General features: G+C 60.7%; 15 protein-coding genes and 2 tRNA genes. 9 read left to right on the top strand and 8 right to left on the bottom strand.

Features of this window, described 5'->3' with window-relative positions; genetic code table 11:
* Nucleotides 1–44: 44 nt before the first annotated feature.
* Nucleotides 45–542 carry a hypothetical protein gene (locus tag B058_RS0111965; RefSeq protein WP_157265832.1) on the top strand — a complete coding sequence of 166 codons (498 nt, stop codon included), beginning with the start codon at nt 45–47 and terminating at the stop codon, nt 540–542.
* A gap of 1 nt (nt 543) precedes the next feature.
* On the opposite strand, the gene B058_RS0111960 is transcribed toward B058_RS0111965, so the two are convergent.
* From B058_RS0111960 to B058_RS0111950, 3 genes are all read right to left on the bottom strand, one after another.
* Nucleotides 544–2,073, bottom strand: a complete 1,530-nt coding sequence (locus B058_RS0111960) for a class I SAM-dependent methyltransferase (protein ID WP_018508728.1) — start codon at nt 2,071–2,073, stop codon at nt 544–546.
* Nucleotides 2,074–2,115: 42 nt separating this feature from the next.
* The gene (locus B058_RS0111955; RefSeq protein WP_018508727.1) at nt 2,116–3,558 is read right to left on the bottom strand and encodes a DEAD/DEAH box helicase; all 1,443 of its coding nucleotides are present in this window, start codon (nt 3,556–3,558) and stop codon (nt 2,116–2,118) included.
* Between the two features lie 222 nt (nt 3,559–3,780).
* A tRNA-Val gene (locus B058_RS0111950) sits at nt 3,781–3,855 on the bottom strand.
* A gap of 110 nt (nt 3,856–3,965) precedes the next feature.
* On the opposite strand from B058_RS0111950, the gene gltX reads away from it, so the two are divergent.
* The 8 genes from gltX (at nt 3,966) to B058_RS0111910 (ending at nt 9,977) form a co-directional block, all read left to right on the top strand.
* Nucleotides 3,966–5,369 carry a glutamate--tRNA ligase gene (gene gltX / locus B058_RS0111945; RefSeq protein ID WP_018508726.1) on the top strand — a complete coding sequence of 468 codons (1,404 nt, stop codon included), beginning with the start codon at nt 3,966–3,968 and terminating at the stop codon, nt 5,367–5,369.
* Between the two features lie 30 nt (nt 5,370–5,399).
* A tRNA-Thr gene (locus B058_RS0111940) sits at nt 5,400–5,475 on the top strand.
* 186 nt (nt 5,476–5,661) lie between these two features.
* Complete coding sequence (locus B058_RS0111935) at nt 5,662–6,882, top strand: tyrosine-type recombinase/integrase (protein ID WP_026240875.1); 1,221 nt, start codon at nt 5,662–5,664, stop codon at nt 6,880–6,882.
* A gap of 95 nt (nt 6,883–6,977) precedes the next feature.
* A complete protein-coding gene (locus B058_RS17305; protein ID WP_157265829.1) occupies nt 6,978–7,895 on the top strand; it encodes a hypothetical protein in 918 nt (305 codons plus the stop codon).
* Nucleotides 7,896–8,016: 121 nt separating this feature from the next.
* Nucleotides 8,017–8,229 carry a helix-turn-helix transcriptional regulator gene (locus tag B058_RS17580; RefSeq protein WP_081616790.1) on the top strand — a complete coding sequence of 71 codons (213 nt, stop codon included), beginning with the start codon at nt 8,017–8,019 and terminating at the stop codon, nt 8,227–8,229.
* 12 nt (nt 8,230–8,241) lie between these two features.
* Nucleotides 8,242–8,529, top strand: coding sequence for a helix-turn-helix domain-containing protein (locus tag B058_RS0111925; protein ID WP_018508723.1), 288 nt, complete (start codon nt 8,242–8,244; stop codon nt 8,527–8,529).
* 140 nt (nt 8,530–8,669) lie between these two features.
* Nucleotides 8,670–9,182 carry a hypothetical protein gene (locus tag B058_RS17300; RefSeq protein WP_018508721.1) on the top strand — a complete coding sequence of 171 codons (513 nt, stop codon included), beginning with the start codon at nt 8,670–8,672 and terminating at the stop codon, nt 9,180–9,182.
* 123 nt (nt 9,183–9,305) lie between these two features.
* The gene (locus B058_RS0111910) at nt 9,306–9,977 is read left to right on the top strand and encodes a hypothetical protein (protein ID WP_018508720.1); all 672 of its coding nucleotides are present in this window, start codon (nt 9,306–9,308) and stop codon (nt 9,975–9,977) included.
* Between the two features lie 838 nt (nt 9,978–10,815).
* Here B058_RS0111910 and B058_RS0111900 read toward each other — a convergent pair.
* The 5 genes from B058_RS0111900 to B058_RS0111880 form a co-directional block, all read right to left on the bottom strand.
* On the bottom strand, nt 10,816–14,775 hold the full coding sequence (locus B058_RS0111900; protein WP_018508718.1) for a DUF1631 family protein: 3,960 nt from the start codon (nt 14,773–14,775) through the stop codon (nt 10,816–10,818).
* A gap of 203 nt (nt 14,776–14,978) precedes the next feature.
* On the bottom strand, nt 14,979–15,902 hold the full coding sequence (locus tag B058_RS0111895; protein ID WP_018508717.1) for an MBL fold metallo-hydrolase: 924 nt from the start codon (nt 15,900–15,902) through the stop codon (nt 14,979–14,981).
* Nucleotides 15,903–15,915: 13 nt separating this feature from the next.
* Nucleotides 15,916–16,356, bottom strand: a complete 441-nt coding sequence (locus B058_RS0111890; RefSeq protein ID WP_018508716.1) for a hypothetical protein — start codon at nt 16,354–16,356, stop codon at nt 15,916–15,918.
* A gap of 19 nt (nt 16,357–16,375) precedes the next feature.
* A complete protein-coding gene (gene arsB / locus B058_RS0111885) occupies nt 16,376–17,461 on the bottom strand; it encodes an ACR3 family arsenite efflux transporter (RefSeq protein WP_018508715.1) in 1,086 nt (361 codons plus the stop codon).
* 28 nt (nt 17,462–17,489) lie between these two features.
* Nucleotides 17,490–17,987, bottom strand: a complete 498-nt coding sequence (locus B058_RS0111880) for an arsenate reductase ArsC (protein ID WP_018508714.1) — start codon at nt 17,985–17,987, stop codon at nt 17,490–17,492.
* Between the last annotated feature and the right edge of the window lie 18 nt (nt 17,988–18,005).

Here is an 18,005-nt window from a genome sequence, read left to right as displayed (position 1 = left end):
CGGCGCTGCGGTATGCTATGCCCCTGCCTGCCTCCTTGCATACCATGACCATCAAAACGAAAACGTTCTGCCTGTTTGCCGGATTGCTGCTCGCCCTGCCCGTCCAGGCCTGGGAGGTCGGCGAATTCAAAAACGGCATGAGCCGCAGCGAGGTCGAGCAGGCCCTGAAAACCTGGAATTTCGACAAGACCGTGCCGGTCGGAAACGACGGGCTGTTTGCCTACGACCTACCCAATAATCCGGGCGGCCGCCGTTTTCTGTTCACGTTCTGCAACGACAGGCTGGTGGAATTCGACCAGGAAGTCGAACCGGATTTCCGCAACTTCGTCACCATCGCATCAAACTATTCCAACCTGTACGGCAACCCGCTCAAGGTCATTCCCTACACCAGCGTCGTCGCCAGCGGAGAGAAGAACCTGCTGGCGATGTTCTGGCGCAAAGGCTCGGATTATCTGGGACTCAAATACGTCCTGTACGCCAACAGCGAACAACTCTCCATGACCGTCCAGGTCGGCAACAACTGCTGGCAGGCGCCTCGTTGAATTATTGCGGCCCGGGCGACCCGGGTGGTTCCGTCAGCAAGCCCTGGCGCGCAAACAGCCATACCATCCGGTGTGTCATTGCCTGGACGGTTTCCGGTGTCTGTTCATATCCCACATCGGTCAACACATTCCGGAGAACGATCGCGAGTTCGTCCAGCGTGCGGTTGCCATCCAGCAGGCTCAGCAGAATACGCCCAGGCGCATCGAGCTCCAGTGCCACATGACGCGCACCGCTCACCGTCCAGCCGGGTGAGGTTGCCTGCAATCGCGCCAGGGCGTGCGCGCGGGGCCGATCGATCGGTTCGGTCGCGGACGGCATCGTATCCACGCTGGGCGTCACGCCATGCGCCATTACCAACGGAAACAAGGCATTCCGAAACGCCGCCTCGTCGAAGTCCCCGGCGGCGTCATAGTCGGTCATCGCGTGTTTGGTGGACGCCAGCAGTTCCGGATAAGTCAGTGCGGCAGGATAGGCGGCCGACAGGATCATTGCCGCCGCCTTCATTGCAGGGTGGGCGACTGGGTATGCGCCGCCTGCCGGGTTGACGAAAGCCTGTTCGCCCATCGCCTCGAGATCGATTTCGTCATCGCTACGTAGATCCGCATGAAATGCCAGTTGGCGCAGTGCGTCGGCCTGAGGCGGCTGGGCGCATGGCGCATCGGCGCGCGCGATCAATGCACGGCGGAAACGGATGGCGTGTGCCTCGTCGAGCGCCGCCTCGGCATCCAGCCAGCGGCCGGCCATGCTTTCGGGGATCAGGCCCCAGGCATCCTCGAGCTCGACCACCGCGTGGCGCGGCCCGGCTTCGCCGACGTAGCGCAGCCCATGGTCATCGAGTTGCGTCGCGAATTCGGCAAACCGCGTTGGCGTGTTGAATTCAGCAAGATATTCATGAAACAGGTAAGACGGGGCAGCTGATTTCAGATAAGCGATTTCCTTCAGCAGAACCGGATCAGTCCATTCGGCCTCCAGGTCGGCCAATACACGCCGGGCTTCCGCAAAACGCTCAGGTGCAGCCAGGTCGGCCGCAGTACGCTCGATCAGCGCCGTGCGCAGGGGCATCAATCGCGTCCAGCCCGCCGTGACGTTGAAACTGACATAGGCCACGCCATGCGGCGCCAGATGGCACCGGCACACGTCGAGCAATGCACGCTGAATCGCCGGCGGCACCCAGGAAAACACACCATGCGCGATGATGTAATCGAATTCGCCCAGATCAGCAGGCAGCGCGGCAAGGTCGCCATGCACGATGCGGATATTGGACAGTCCCAGATGGCGAATGAAATCGGCCCCCGCCTCTGCCTGCACGCGCGACAATTCCACGCCCACGCATTCGGACCCAGGACAACGCCACGCCAAGGGGATCAGGTTGCCGCCGGAGGCGCATCCGAGCTCGAGAATGCGTGCCTGCGCCGGATCGGGCGCATCGAAGCCATGCAGTTTCGCAACCGCAGCGAGGAAATCCGGCTGGGTTTCAGGCAGGGGCAGGCTGTCGTAGGGCAGTTCGTCGTAGCTGGCGAGCGTATCCATGACGACGATTGTCCCAGCCCGGCCCAAGCCGCTCAAGCCCGATCAATGCCCGCGCGAACCGGGTTTGGCCGAGAACAGGGCTGCCTGCGGACGCGGTTTGCGCGGCTGCGACTGATTATTCGGTGCGGCCCGGTTGGGCGCGGGTCGGGCGGCGGGTTTTGCGCTACCTGCGGCAGGCGTTCCCTGTGGTGTGCGGCCCGACGCACTGCGGTTACCCGGCTGCGTCTGCCTGGCGCCCTGACCGGGACGCTGCCCGGCGTTCTGTCCCTGGCGTTGCCCGCCGCGCCCCTGCGGCGGGCGCGGCGGGCGTTCGTCGGACATCAATTCGGATTTGGGCGGTGGGGTGAAACCTTCGACTTCGACGCGCACGATCGAACGCTTGATCAACTTTTCGATATCACGCAGATAGCCGATTTCCTCGTCGTCCACCAGCGACAATGCCGAGCCGGTGGTGCCGGCGCGGCCAGTGCGACCGATGCGGTGCACGTAGTCTTCCGGCACGTTGGGCAACTCGAAATTCACCACCTGCGGCAGCTGATCGATGTCGATGCCGCGTGCGGCGATGTCGGTGGCCACCAGCACGCGTACGCTGCCATCCTTGAAATTCGCCAGCGCCTTGGTACGCGCCGACTGGCTCTTGTTGCCGTGGATCGCGGCGGCGGTGATGCCGTCCTTGATCAGCTTCTCGGCCAGCTTGTTGGCACCGTGCTTGGTCCGGGTGAACACCAGCACCTGCTGCCAGTCGTGGCGCTTGATCAAATGCGTCAGCAAGTCCCGCTTGTGCGCCTGCGGCACCCGGTGCATCGACTGCTCGATGATCTCGACCGTGGTGTTGCGGCGTGCGACTTCGACGCTCTTCGGGTTGTGCAGCAGCCCGTTGGCCAGCGTCCGGATCTCGTCGGAGAAGGTCGCCGAGAACAGCAGGTTCTGGCGCTGCTTCGGCAGCACGGCGAGCACTTTCTTGATGTCGCGGATGAAGCCCATGTCGAGCATGCGGTCGGCTTCGTCGAGCACCAGGATTTCGACGCCGGACAGGTCCACCGTCTTTTGCCCGAGGTGATCGAGCAGGCGGCCCGGCGTCGCCACCAGGATGTCCACGCGCGACTTCAGCGCCTTGAACTGCGGATTGATGTTGACGCCGCCGAACATCACCATCGAGGTGAGCGACAGGTACTTGCCGTAGGTCTTGACCGATTCCTCGACTTGCGCGGCCAGTTCGCGCGTCGGCACAAGGATCAGGCAGCGCGGCCGGCCCGGTTTGGGTGCCTGCGCGGCACGCGTCGACAGATGATGCAGGATCGGCAGCGTGAAGCCGGCGGTCTTGCCGGTACCGGTCTGAGCCGCAGCGAGCAGGTCGCCGCCGGCCAGCACCTGCGGGATCGCCTGCGCCTGGATCGGGGTGGGCGTGGTGTAGCCGGCATCGGCAATGGCACGCAAAATGGGTTCGGCCAGCTCAAGGCTGGCAAAGGTAGTTTCAGTAGTCATTTAGTTTTTTCCTGCGACGGCCTGTTGCGCTTGTGGCAACACCAATCGAGGCAGACGAATAGGGGATCGTGAGATCACGGATAATGGAACCGCGCACCGATTGGCAGGGTGCGGGAGCCCGCACTATACCGGCTGGTTTCGGGTGCAGCAATGCTTTTCTGCCGAAGCCATGCGGAAATGAAAAAGGACCGGCACATGCCGATCCTTGTTTCGATGTCCGGGTGGTGGGCAGTACAGGGTTTGAACCTGTGACCCCCGCCGTGTGAAGGCGATGCTCTACCGCTGAGCTAACTGCCCCGAAGCGGCGCGAATTAAACCACATCCTGGCGGACCCGGTCAATTCCAGCGCGGCCGGCCGCATGAAACGCGGCCGGGTAAAATAGCGGCTTTTTCCATTCGGTCTCGCCATGATCCGCACCCGTTTCGCCCCTTCCCCCACCGGCTATCTGCATATCGGCGGCGCACGTACCGCGCTGTTCTCATGGGCCTTTGCGCGTCATCACGGCGGCCAGTTCATCCTGCGCATCGAGGACACCGATATCGCGCGCTCTACGCCCGAGGCGGTACAGGCGATTCTCGACGGCATGGCCTGGCTCGACCTGAATCACGACGAGGGTCCGTTCTACCAGACCAAGCGGCTGTATCGCTACAAGGAAGTGATCGAACAGATGCTGGCAAATGGCCAGGCCTATTACTGTTATTGCAGCCCAGAAGAACTCGACGAAATGCGCGAGGGGCAGCGTGCGCGTGGCGAAAAGCCGCGCTACGACGGCCGCTGGCGCCCCGAACCGGGCAAGACGCTGCCGGTGCCGCCGTCGGGCATCCAGCCGGTGATCCGCTTTCGCAATCCCACCGAGGGCACGGTGGCGTGGAAGGATCTGGTGAAGGGCACGATCGAATTCGCCAACGCCGAACTCGACGACCTCATCATCGCGCGCGGCGACGGCACCCCCACCTACAATTTCTGCGTGGTAGTCGACGACTGGGACATGCAGATCAGCCACGTCATCCGCGGCGACGACCACGTCAACAATACGCCGCGCCAGATCAACATCCTCAAGGCACTCGGCGCGACCGTCCCGCAGTACGCCCACTTGTCGATGATCCTAGGCGACGACGGCACCAAGCTGTCGAAGCGCCACGGCGCGGTGTCGGTGATGCAGTATGCCGACGAAGGCTACCTGCCCGAAGCCGTGATCAACTATCTGGCCCGGCTCGGCTGGTCGCACGGCGATGCCGAGTTGTTCAGCCGCGAGCAGTTCGTGCAGTGGTTCGATCTCGACCACATCACGCCCTCGGCCGCGCAGTTCAACACCGAGAAGCTGCGCTGGCTGAACCAGCAATACATCAAGGCGGCCGACGACGCACGGCTGGCAGCACTCGTGCGGCCCTTCCTGGTCCGCAATGGCGCCTCACCGGACGATGGTCCCGACCTCGCGGCCGTGTGCGCCCTGGTGAAGGAACGTGCCGCAACGATGGTGGAACTGGCCGATGCCGCCACGCTGTTCTACCGCACGCTGCATCCGACGCCCGAACTCCTGGCGCAGCACGTCACCCCGGAGATCCTGCCGGCGCTGGCCGATCTGGTTACCCGCCTGGAATCCCTGGACTGGGAACGCAGCGCACTCAACGCCGCGCTCAAGGAAACCCTCGCCGCGCATGGCCTCAAGATGCCCAAACTGGCGATGCCGGTACGTGTGCTGGTGACCGGCGAACCACAGACCCCGGCGATCGATGCCACCCTGGAACTGATCGGGCGTGACAAAGTGCTCGATCGTCTGAAAGCGGGGCTGCAGGCCGCACAAGCCTGACCGATTCCGCTATAATGCGCGCTGTTTTTCGCCGGCGTAGCTCAGTTGGTAGAGCAGCGCATTCGTAATGCGAAGGTCGTCAGTTCGATTCCGATCGCCGGCACCAGTTACATGTATCACCAAGCATCATGCAGCAACCAAAACCCGCATCTAGTAATGGATTGCGGGTTTTTTATTTGCGTCACGCCGTGTCACGGCATACCATGGAAATACCATCAATTTGTTGGTATTTATGTTGGCACTTCGCGTACCAACAAAACAGATACCAACAAAAGCGCGAAAGGTATCCGCCATGCCGCTGTCCGATCCCGCCATCAAGAAGGCCAAGCCTACAGACAAGCCCTATAAGCTGGCCGACGAGAAGGGACTTTTCCTGCTGGTCAATCAAGCCGGGAAGTATTGGCGGCTGGCCTATCGTTTCGGCGGCAAGCAAAAGACACTGGCGCTTGGCGTTTACCCAGACGTACCCCTTTCCCGCGCCCGCGAGAAACGCGATGAGGCCCGCAAGCTGATTGCCGACGATATAGACCCCGGAGAACTCAGGAAGGCCACCAAGACCCAGCGGGCCGAACGTGCAGCCAACAGTTTTGAAGCGATCGCGCGCGAATGGTTTGCCAAGGCGTACGCCGACCGGGCTGACAGCACCCGTGAGAAGACCATGACGCGAATGGAACAGGACGTGTTTCCGGTCATTGGTGCAATGCCCATATCCCGGGTTGAGTCGGCGCACGTCCTCAACGTGATCGAACGCATTGCGCAGCGCGATGCGGTGGATACCGCCAAGCGGGTGTTCAATTACGTCGGGCGCGTGCTGCGCTATGCTGATAGCCGGGGTTTGGTGGCGCGTGACGTATCCGCCAGCATCGACCTGAAGCTGATCCTAACCCGGCGCGAGACGGCACACCATGCCGCCCTGACCGACCCATTAGCCGTAGGCGGGCTGATGCGCGCCATCGACAGCTTTACGGGCAGCTTCACTACCTTGTGCGCGCTGAAAATGTCCGCCCTGAGCTTCGTTCGACCGGGTGAGCTACGCCATGCTGAGTGGACGGAGTTCGATCTTGACGGCGCGACGTGGAATATTCCGGGCAGCAAGATGAAGATGAAATCTGACCATATCGTACCGCTGTCCACGCAGGCCGTGGCGATCCTGCGCGAGCTGCACGCCGTGACCGGGAGTGACAGGTATGTGTTTCAGTCGGAGCGCGGCAAGTCGGCAGTCATGAGCGAGAACACCATCAACGCAGCGCTGCGGCGCTTGGGGTACCCCAAGGAAGAGATGACCGCGCACGGCTTCCGCGCAATGGCGCGCACGATCCTGGATGAAGTGCTGAACTTCCGTCCTGACTTCATCGAACACCAGCTTGCTCACGCCGTGAAAGACCCGAACGGACGCGCCTACAACCGCACTGCGCACCTGGCTGAGCGGCGCAAGATGATGCAGCAATGGGCGGACTATCTGGACAAGCTGAAAGCCGGGGCGGAAGTGATACCACTACACCGAAACGCATAACGAGTTAGCCGCGCCTAGCCCGACGGGGCGAAAACCGGGACACCCTTACCCGGCTGGCGTGGCTTCTGATCAAGGGGCGCGAATGGGAGCGCAATGTGAAAAAAGAGCCTTCAACAATTCTTGAGCGATTGTCAAAAAAAGGTTTCCCCTTCTCGAAGCTTTATGAAGCGCGGAGCAACGCTTATACCGCGCCGCTCGTCGAATTGATCTTGGCAAGCGAACAGATTATGGCCTCGTCCTTGAAGCCATGGAGCTTTAAGAGCTTGGCGCAAATTGGACGTGAAGAGTTCGTCCGAACCGGCAACTTTTATGAATATGATAAGTGGGAGCGCGCTGCACAAAGGGAGTTGGCCGATTGCACAGGGCGTTACATCTATTATGAAGAGGCAGAAGGGTTGTTGTTTTTTGTTCAAGACGGGTCTGGGGGATTTCGCGTAGCAAAGCCCGGAGATGCGGCTTACGACTTCGTTCGCAGATTAAACAAAGAAAACTCGGTATCTGATTTGATATTTGCGACAGCACCGACTTGGGCAGAAGAGCTGTTTCTTGGGCGGGAGAATTTCGAGGCCTACAAACTACTCTGGTATAACAACGACGGCGACGATTATGAGAAAACAAAACGGCTAAAGTCCGAGGCGGTAATCCGTGAAACTCAGCGAAGGATGGGCTGTATCCCCGGTTTAGCTGATGCCGGACTACACCACGGAGACAACCTTGTGGGGTTAGATTCAGGCCATGAGCTTGCTTCGGCAGTTGATTCGAGTGATGTCGCCAATTCCGTAACCATCAGTCTTCCGCATATGAACAAGGCACTTTCTGCCGTGTTCGAGATCATGGGGAACAATTGGTCAAGCTTCGACCCTAAACGGCTGCCCAAGCAGGTCAATATCGCCAGAGAGATCGATAAGGCGCTAGGCTGGGGGAAACAAGGCGATCCAGGTAATGAGCCATCAAGGGATGCCAAGACTATCGCCAAGATCATTAAGCCGGATGCTATTGGTGAATCTGAATGAGGACACGAAATAGCGCACCATGACCCATTTCCGTGCCCTGCTGCACATGTCATAAAAATTACGCCATGCAGCCCCAAGCCACCTTCTGTGCTTGGCTGCTTTTCCAAGAAAGGAAAACAGCATGGCGAATCAAACCGCGCCCAACCTCGACACCCTGCCGGACTCTGGCTTCATTTCCTGTAACACGCTCGCCGCCGCACTTGAAACCAGCGCGACAACCATATGGCGCTGGTCGAAATCTGGACGGCTGCCCAAGCCGCATCGCCTAGGTGAAGGGACTACCCGCTGGCGCGTTGGTGAAGTTCGCGCCGCATTGTCCAAGCTGGCAGCCTGAGCGGAGGCGACCATGGAAAAAGAAAAAGGCCACCCGCAGGCAGCCCAAATCACACACGGCGATCATAACGACAACTCGGCCCACACTCAACGCCTGCGTTTGCTGGCAGCGTTCGAGACACGGCATTCCCTCACCACCATCGAAGCCCGGCGCGATCTGGATATTCTGATGCCGGCCGCCCGCGTGTTCGAGCTGCGCGCGAGAGGTTTCGACATTGCGACGATATGGACGGATGACCTGACCGAGTGCGGGCGCAAGCATCGCGTTGCCCGCTACGTGATGAGAAAGGCAGCGCCATGAATAGCGATTGGCTGGAACGCCTGCAAACGCTGTGTGAGCGGTTTTCTTACCTGGGCATAGGGGCTGACCTTGCTGCCCTGTCTTTAATCGAACTGTGGGGCTTGTATTGCCACCTGTCCCGGCTGGTGGATGGGTGAGCCATGGCCGAAAAAAAACAGAAGCGGCCTGTTGAATCTATCGGCGGCCTATACAGTGCGATTCCTCACACGGTTCTTGATAGCACTGCGTTCAAGGGCGCGAGCTATCCAGCCAAAGCCCTGTTGTTCGAATTGATGCGCCAGCACAGCGGGAGCAATAACGGGCACCTGCACCTATCGTTTTCATGGTTGCAGGGCCGGGGCTGGAAATCGCGCGACGTGATCCAGCGGGCCAAGGATGAACTCATGCAGCGCGGCCTGCTGATTCAGACGCGGCAGGGTGGATTGAATATCGGTGCGTCGCGTTATGGGCTGACCTGGCTGCATATCTCAAATTTCGTTGGATTGGAGATTGAGCGAAAGGACTACCACCCCGGCGCATGGGGCTTTATGGATGCCTTGCCCATCGCCAACAAAAACGCGAACACCAGCCCGCCAGCCGGTAAAGGCAATACCGCTAGCCGGTACAGCACACTCCCGCCAGCCGGTACAGGCGACAGCCTGACTGTACCGTGAGCAGGTACGGAAACGGGATTATTTGGTGCGTTCACTGTACCGCCAGCCGGTAACAATGAATGTATTACCACTCACTACGCGCAAATTCTTTTCGGTCTGGATGATCGAGACAGGGAGCGATTGATGACAGGCAAGGCCAAGAAGGCAGCAGCAGGCGCAAACGCATCGAAGACAAACACGCTGACCTTGAAGCGCGAGAAAGACAAGAGCGACGAACGAGCGATGGCGGAGGCGGCTATCGCTTCACCTCTTGCCAGCGCCTATACAGCTCGGACTTTCGCACGCGGAATATTCGGCGAACTTGATTTCACGGAATCGGCGGCTGTGATGGCCGAGCAAGCAAAGAGGGCTAGAAGCGGCGACCTCTCGGAAGGCGAGGGTATGCTGATGGCTCAGGCGATGGCCCTTGACGCGATTTTCAACGAACTGGCGCGCCGGGCCGCCCTCAACATGGGCGAATACATGCAGGCGACCGAAACCTATTTGCGGTTGGCCTTGAAAGCCCAGAGTCAATGTCGCACAACGCTTGAAACGCTATCGGCGATCAAGAACCCGCCTGTAATCTTTGCTAAGCAGGCCAACATCGCTCACGGGCCGCAACAGGTGAACAATGGCGTATCGAGCAACGTTCCGCACGCGCACGCACGCGAGGAAAAACCAATTCAATCAAACGAACTATTAAGTGAAGGGATTGAGCATGGCTCGACACTGGACAACCGAGGAACGGCAGCGGCAGGCGGAGCTAATCAGGAATTGGCGACCGTGGGAGCAATCGAGCGGCCCACGCACGGGTGACGGGAAGGCCCAAGCTGCGCAGAATGCTCTGAAGCATGGCTCACGTTCGCGCAAGACTATCGAGGCTGCGCGTTACGTTAAGGCTATGGCTCGCCTGTGTGGACACGTTGAGCGCGATGCCGAGGACTAACGGCCTTATCGTCGCATACTAGGTACAATTGCCAGGCTACCCGACTACCCGACAGGGAAAGGCACAAGATGTTAAAACGCATTGGCATTGTTGCGTGGTGGCTCGGCGCTGTTGCCGCCCTCTTGGTGGCGTTGGTGATTGGGTTACAGGTAAGCGATAGAGCTAACTGTGATCAGAATATAGCCTTGGCGAAGGCAATCGACGACAAACAAGCCGCTTTGTTCCAGCGGCCAAGGTCAGATTCCGTAAGTGACATTATGGACAGCATCGCAGCCGACCTGAAAGCACCGCCCACGCCTCCAGACCCGAGAGATACACCCGCATTTCGTGAAAAGGTGCGGATTTGTGAGCGAGATGTCGATTACTCCCCGGCGATATTCCTTATCCTCACCGCATCACTGTGGGCCCTGTCATTCATTCTTGGTGGCTCGTTCTGGAGACCCCCAAGATAAGGGGAACTCCTCCAGTCTGGGATATGCGGAAGCGGGTTTCTTAACCGCTCGGCGCGTAAGGCGTTAGCTGAGAACAGACGCGAAACGGTAGCACTGGAAAAGTTTGTTGGTACTTACGTTGGTATCTTTAGAATAGCGAAACACTACATCAAGCATTCATGCGGCATACAGGCTGATGTTCGATTCCGATCGCCGCACCAGTTGTAAAAAAGACGCCGCTCAATGAGCGGCGTTTTTTCTGGTCGCGCCTCCCGGCCTAGGCCGCCATCGACAGGATGTCATCGATACGACACGGCTTGTGGATGGCGTAGCCCTGGACATAGTCGACACCTATTCCCCGCAGCGCCTCCAGCGTCGTCTCGGACTCCACGTATTCGGCCACAGTAAGCAAGCCCAATGAATGGCCGATATCGTTCATCGACTTGACCATGGCGAAGTCGCTGGAATTCTGCATCATGTCCTTGACGAAGCTGCCGTCGATCTTGAGGGTATCGGTACGCAGATTCTTCAGGTGGGCATAGGATGTGAATCCGCTGCCGAAATCGTCCAGCGAGAACTTGCAACCGTAGCGGCGTATTTCCCGGATGAAATCCTGCGCGGCCCCGTAGCTTTCGATGGCAGCACTTTCCGTGATTTCGAAGATGATCTTCTCGGTGGGGAAATCGCTGACCGGCAGCATCTCCTGCAGGTAGCGCATCACCTCGGGATTGCTGAGCGAAGTGGCTGACAGGTTGATGGCGAATCCCCCTACGGAGGCAAACTCCGACCGGTTGGCGGCGATCCATTCGAACACGTTCCGCATCACCCAGATATCCACCTCGTGCGCGCGCTGCAACCGTTCCACGGCCGGGATGAAATGCCCCGGCAGGATTTCCACCCCGCCCTCGCCTTCTATCCCCAGCAGCACTTCGTAATAGGGCAGCCGGGCGTTGCCCCCGCCGAGCGGCATCACTTGCTGGCAGCGCAGGTGCAGCCCGCTGCCTTTGAGGAAGGAATCGATCCGGCCCGCCCAGTCCATCAAGGATTCCTGCGACTGCAGCTGGGGGCTGGCCTGGTCATAGATCTGCATCCGGTTGCGACCTTGCGATTTTGCCGTGATGCAGGCCGAATCGGCGCGCCGGATCGCCTCGGCTGCGCTGAGTCGGTCCGGGGCAAACTCGGTGATGCCGACATTGAAGCCGATGCTGTAACTGTGCTGTCCGTGCTGGAACGAGTAGTCCTTCACCCGGTCGAGCAGGCTGTCGATGGCACTGCAGCCTTCGACCCGCTTACAGTTGGGCAGCATGAGCGCGAAGGTGTCGTCACGAAACGAGGCCAGTACGGCATCGGGACTGATATGCGCCCCGACTTCGCTGGCCAGGCTGCGCGTCAGTTTTTCCGCGGCGTCCTCGCCGCAAGTGTTGACGATCATGCGGAACTGGTCGAACTCGATGATGCCGACGGCATGCGTCCTGTCCGCCTGATCCGGCATCGCCATCCGGTTCAGGTGCTGCAGGAAGCCTTTGCGGTTGAGCAGTCCGGTCACCGGATCGTGCATAGCCTGTTGCATCACACGCTGATAGGTGTCGTCGAACAGAGACTGCTCCGAACGCTCGATCAGCGGCAGATCCAGATCCTTGCCCGGCTTCGCCGTACCGCGCTGCATCTGCCGGGACAGTTCGGCCAGAGTGAAATCGGTCTTGCTGGTAGCCGATCGGTTGGCAAAGGTGCAGTTCGCAGGCGGCTGGCTGATCCAGATGAGTTGCATCGGTATCCGGTTGCCGTCCGCGTTGAAATCCCACCAGTCACCCACCCGCAGGCTATCCGCCAGCTGGCGATGCGCGGGCACGACGCCCCGTTCGCCCGACGAAGCCAGCCGGCCCGGGGGCACACGAACCATCGCCCGTCCCGGAACAGGTTGCGTCGCGCCGTCAGCCAGACTGGCGCCTAGTTCGTCCACGAATGCGGCGAGCAATTTGGCATCCACATTGACCGTTGCCAGAGCGCGCTCGATTTCAGCCAGCAACATCTGCGCCGACTCGGTGCTGCGCGGCGCATCCGCAGGCGTGGGACCGAACCACCCGAACAACTGGTCGAGCACGGCCAGCGCCGCATTCCATGCATCGCCCTGCGCGCCCTGGCGCATCTCCAGCAACACCAGATACTGGCGCCAGCCGGCATCCAGCAGACGCAGCAGCATGCCAGGCACTTCGCGTCCGGCCAGGCGCTGCTCGAGCGCCGCGTTGACGCGGGTACGTGCCGAGCGAATGCGCTCCTTGCCCTCGCAGGCCTCCTGCAGGCGCGCCACCCGTGTCCTGCGAATCTGCAGGATCGGCAGCAACACTTTCTCGAGGCTGTCGCGAACCATCCCGAAAATGCCGGGATCGTTGTCGGCCTGACTGCACACGCGATCTACCAGCAAATAGAGAAACCGCTGCAGCTTGGTATCGAAGAATCTGCCCTTGTCATCTGCCGCTACCGCGTACTGCTCGATGAGATCGAGCACCTGGCGGGCCGGGTGGTCGGGCAAATTGGGGAAATGGGTATCCTGCAACGCCAGTTTCAGCAGTGGGCGTTCGAGCCGCTTCACCAGCGATTCGATGTCCGAACGGGGGACGACATCTGCCCGCGCCCGCGCGAACAGATCGGCCGTGGTATCCAGGATCTGCCGATGGGTCGGCGCCAGTTGACGGGTATTTCCTCCTGTAGAGGCGATACGCGCGGCGAGCTGATCGGCCAAAGACGGCATGCCGGCTGCCGGCTGACTTGCCATCGGCAGGCCATCCAGAGCAAGCAGCAGATCAGGCAAGCGGGCCTCCTGCAACGCTGCCCCGCCATTGCGCGGCGTACCGCCGGACTGCGGCAACGGCCCCTCGCGGCCAGCAAGCTGCCGGGCCGCCTGCTGCAGACGGTTCACCACCTGCAGCACCTCGGGGCGTACGGCCTGCGGCATGGCAGCGCCGCTCGGGTACAGGGCCTGTGCCGGCAGCGGGCTCACCGCTGCCTGGGGAGCGCGCCGCTGGGTCTGCTCAAGACCGACCAGAATACGGTCCAGACTGTATTCGGCGCTCTCTGGCGCCTGGGCGATGCCGGTCTGGTCCTGCTTGTAGAGCGCATTTAACGTATCGGCGATTTCGGCCAGATCCGGCTTGGGCCGGGCGCTGCCGTCGCTGTGTGTTGCGGCTGACGCCGGTTTGGACGTCGATGCCCCGGAGCCGGATGCATGTGCAGGCTTGACCGTTTCGGCGGGCTGCAGGGCAATCAGGGTCTGATTGAGCTGCTGGTAAAGCGCCGCGGCATGGCCCGATATGGCCTGCCCAAGCGCTTTGTAAAGAACCGTCCGCATGGGATTGGAAAAATCCAGTCCCTGAATGGCGATCTGAAAGGTACGGCCGATCATTTCCGGGCCGAAAGGATTGTTCTTCCGGTCGATCGGAGTGCCTGCCAACAGGCTGTAACGCTGCTCAAACGTGCCCAGTTGGAGGGCGACGTCCGCTTCGACCTGCCGGATGACGGACGACAGATTCAGCCAGTCCTCGAATTCCGCTTCCTCGACCAGGGCGAGCGGATTGTCTGCGGACGCCCCGCAGGACGCTTCCTGAACAGGTCCGATATCCTGTATGCGATCGCGAATGGCATTGTAGAAGTCGTCCTCGATCCGGCTGCGGCGCTGCATCAGTTCCTGGGCACCGTAGTCGTAGCGCGAGCGTTCCAGGAAACTCGACTCGTCCTGTCCAGCCTGGCCCAGACGCTCCACCGCCCACTGGAAAAAATCCTGCATCACGGCATTGAGAAAGCTGCGGAAGAGGTTGGTGCATTCCAGTTGCAGTGCCTGTGTCTGATGCGGGTTCAGCTTGGCGCTGCCTTGGGCGGGGCGGGTTTGAACCAGGCGCGCGCTCGACCTGCGCAGGGCGTGCAGCGCATCTTCCTGCATGGCCGCAACGAATATCCCGATCCCACCGGGAGAAACGCGAGCGACATGGCCATTGCATCCGTATGTTGCCGAGCCGGCAACCGAGAATTCCACTCGTACCGGCGTACCAACCAGCGAAGGCAACGCAGCGTCCAGTGTCTCTTCTTCGAGAAAAGCCACGTACAGGCCGTTCTGGCAGTAGTCCCGGATTTCGGAAGGGATGGCCGCGCCTTCGCCGAACCGGACGTGCGCAGTCTGCAGCGTAGGCAGCCGTGCATAACGCCGTTTTTCCTTGCCGACTGCTCCGAAAGATGAAAGCGCCATTATCTTTAGTAGAGTTGAACTGGCCATGCCAAGCCGAGGGATGCAGCATGTTCTGCAAACACGGCGCAAGATGCTCTTAAATCGCTACGTGTAATTACGGATAAAAGGCGACAGGCTTTAAGAAATTGAAAATACCGTCCTGCCGGCCACTTCGGGCGACGGTTGCCGGGCCGTCATGCGCCGGCCCGCCTGCATATACCGAATTACTGAGACTCGAACTCAGTGAACGCGCGATTCATGTTGGCCCGGTGCAGGTCGCCGTAGTTTTCCAGACGGCTGAACGCAGGCAAGTCGGCATAACGGTCCAGGGTCGCCTCCATCGGCTCCATTTCGCGCGCAGCGGCCCCCACCTTGTCGGCCAGGAAGTCATAGTAGTCGCCGGTCTGGCGCTGCGCCTGCGCCAGATCGCAGACACGGCCGTGACCGGGAACGATGTACGCCGGTTGCAGGGCAACCAGTGCGCGAAAGGCCTGCTGACCGTTCCTCACGCTCGACCAGGGCAACACGCCCAGCAGGCGATCCACGAAGACCAGGTCGCCACTGAACATCACGCGCCGCTTGGGTAGCCAGACCCAGGCGTCGCCCAGAAAATGCGCGTCGGTGTAGGCCAGCACCAGCGTTTCACCTCCCAGTTCCAGCGTAGCCGAATTGCCCGTGAGGGTGTCGGGTGCAGTCAGCGGCCTCGTACCCTGCATGCGCGTGCCGAGAAAGCGTTTCATCGACGCCATGTGTTGCGTGGCGAATTCGGCCTGGGTGGCGGCGGTTCGGGTGAGCGCGATAACCTCGGCGCCCTTTTCGGCGAAAAACGCGTTGCCCAGCCAACGGTGATCCTGGCTGCCGGTATTGATGACCCAGCGCACCGGCTTGTCCGTCACCTCGCCGATGGTGGCCGCGATCCTCTCGGCGCCCAGGCGGCTGGCCCCGGTGTCGATCAGGATCACGCCCTCGGGCGTGACGACGAAACCGAAATTGGCATTGAGCCCATCGTTGTCGGCGCTGCGCTGACCCAGCGGACCGATCAGGGCGTAGACGTTGTCGACGACACGTTCAGCCTTGAGCTGAAAAGCCTGGGCGGTAGAGGTCATCAGGGCGAGCACGATGAGCAGTGGTGTGAACAGCGCACGCATATCCAACCAATCCCTATTGCAGGCGATAGCCGGCATGGCAGGCCACGCATTGCATGGTGACCTGGTTCAACGCGCCCAGGGCACGAGTCAGATCGCGGGTCACACCGGCCTCCTGTGCCGTCACGGCAAAACGGCTGGCGGCCTGGTGCATGGCCGTGCCCGTCTCCTGCATACCCTTCGGCATGAAGCCGGCCATATGGCTCGCCCCGTGTGCTTCGAGCGAGCTCATGCCAATGCGCTTCTCGGCAATATCGGCGGCGGCATCGTATTTCCCGACAGCCAGCAAGCCCAGGATTTCATTGATGGAGAGCAGATGGTCGCGCATGTTCGCGCGCATGTGATCCTGCATCATCGCCGGCATCTCGACCGCGATACGGCCGTCGCCCTCGGCAAGGGCATGGGATACGACCAGAAGTCCGGAGAGAACTAGCGGTGCAAGCAGGAATTTATGCATGGCATCCCATCGAATATGATTAAATCCGTCGCGCAGGCAAGCCGCTTTCATACCATCCTTTGCTCTGGTTGACGATCTTCACCACCAGCAGCATCACCGGCACCTCGATCAGCACGCCGACCACTGTTGCGAGCGCCGCGCCCGACTGGAAACCGAACAGCGCGATTGCCGCCGCCACCGCCAACTCGAAGAAATTGGACGCGCCAATCAGCGCCGACGGACAGGCAACGCTGTGCTTTTCGCCCACCTTGCGATTGAGCCAGTAGGCCAGCGCCGAGTTGAAGAACACCTGGATCAGGATGGGCACGGCCAGTAGTGCGATGATCAGCGGCTGCGCGATGATCGCCTCGCCCTGGAAGGCGAACAACAGCACCAGCGTCGCCAGCAGCGCCAGGATGGAAGCATGGCCGAGTTGCGCCATCGTCGCGTCGAATGCTGCCTGTCCCCGCTGCAACAGGATTTTGCGCCACAACTGCGCCAGCACCACCGGAATGACGATATACAGCACCACCGAAGTAAACAATGTGTCCCACGGCACCACGATCGCCGACAACCCGAGCAACAGGCCGACGATGGGCGCAAAGGCCACGATCATGATGGTGTCGTTCAGCGCCACCTGAGATAGCGTGAAATACGGGTCGCCACCGGTCAGCCGGCTCCACACGAACACCATCGCGGTGCAGGGTGCGGCGGCCAGCAGGATCAGGCCGGCGACGTAGCTGTCGAGTTGTTCAGCAGGCAAATAAGGCGCAAACCAGTGGCGGATGAACAGCCACGCCAGCAGTGCCATCGAAAACGGCTTGACTGCCCAATTGACGAACAGCGTGACGCCGATGCCCTTCCAGTGCGACTTCACCTGATGCAGGGCACCGAAATCGATCTTCATCAGCATCGGAATGATCATGACCCAGATCAGCAGGCCGACCGGAAGGTTCACCTGCGCCACGTTCATGCTTCCGAGCGCCTGAAACGGTGCGGGCAACAATTGACCCAGCAGCACCCCGGCGACGATGCACAGTGCCACCCATAGCGTAAGCCAGCGCTCGAACACGCTCATCGGTGCGCCGGCAGCGCGCTTGCCCGTCACTTCGCACTGTGCGCTCATCGAGCGAACTCCATCAAAGTTGGCGCGCTCACGTTGCCTTCCCGATAAGTTGTACCGCCTGCTGCAGCTTGATCCGGTCCAGCGTGGCGAACGGCAGGCTGACGAACATGGAAACGCGCCGCTGCATCTGGTTCATTGCGTCGACGAAGGCATGGCGCTTGACCTCGTCGCTGCCTTCGACCGAAACCGGGTCAGGAATCCCCCAGTGCGCTGACATCGGCTGGCCGGGCCACACCGGGCAGACTTCGCCCGCGGCCTTGTCACACACGGTGATGACGAAATCGAGTTGTGGAGAGCCGGGCTGTGCGAACTCGTCCCACAGCTTGCTGCGCAGTTCGCCGGTGGGAAAATGGTTCTTTTCCAGCAATTCCAGCGCAAACGGGTTGACCCGCCCGGCCGGATGGCTGCCTGCGCTATATGCCCTGAATCGCCCCTTGCCGAGTTGATTGAGCAGCGATTCGGCCAGGATCGACCTCGCTGAATTGCCTGTGCACAGAAACAGCACGTTGTAGACCGGTTCGGCCATGGCCTCGTCTCCGTCGAT

Source organism: Thiobacillus thioparus DSM 505 (genome assembly GCF_000373385.1).
GTDB lineage: Bacteria > Pseudomonadota > Gammaproteobacteria > Burkholderiales > Thiobacillaceae > Thiobacillus > Thiobacillus thioparus.
The sequence above is the reverse complement of the archived record's forward strand: the minus strand, read 5'-3'. Positions and strand labels throughout refer to the sequence as shown.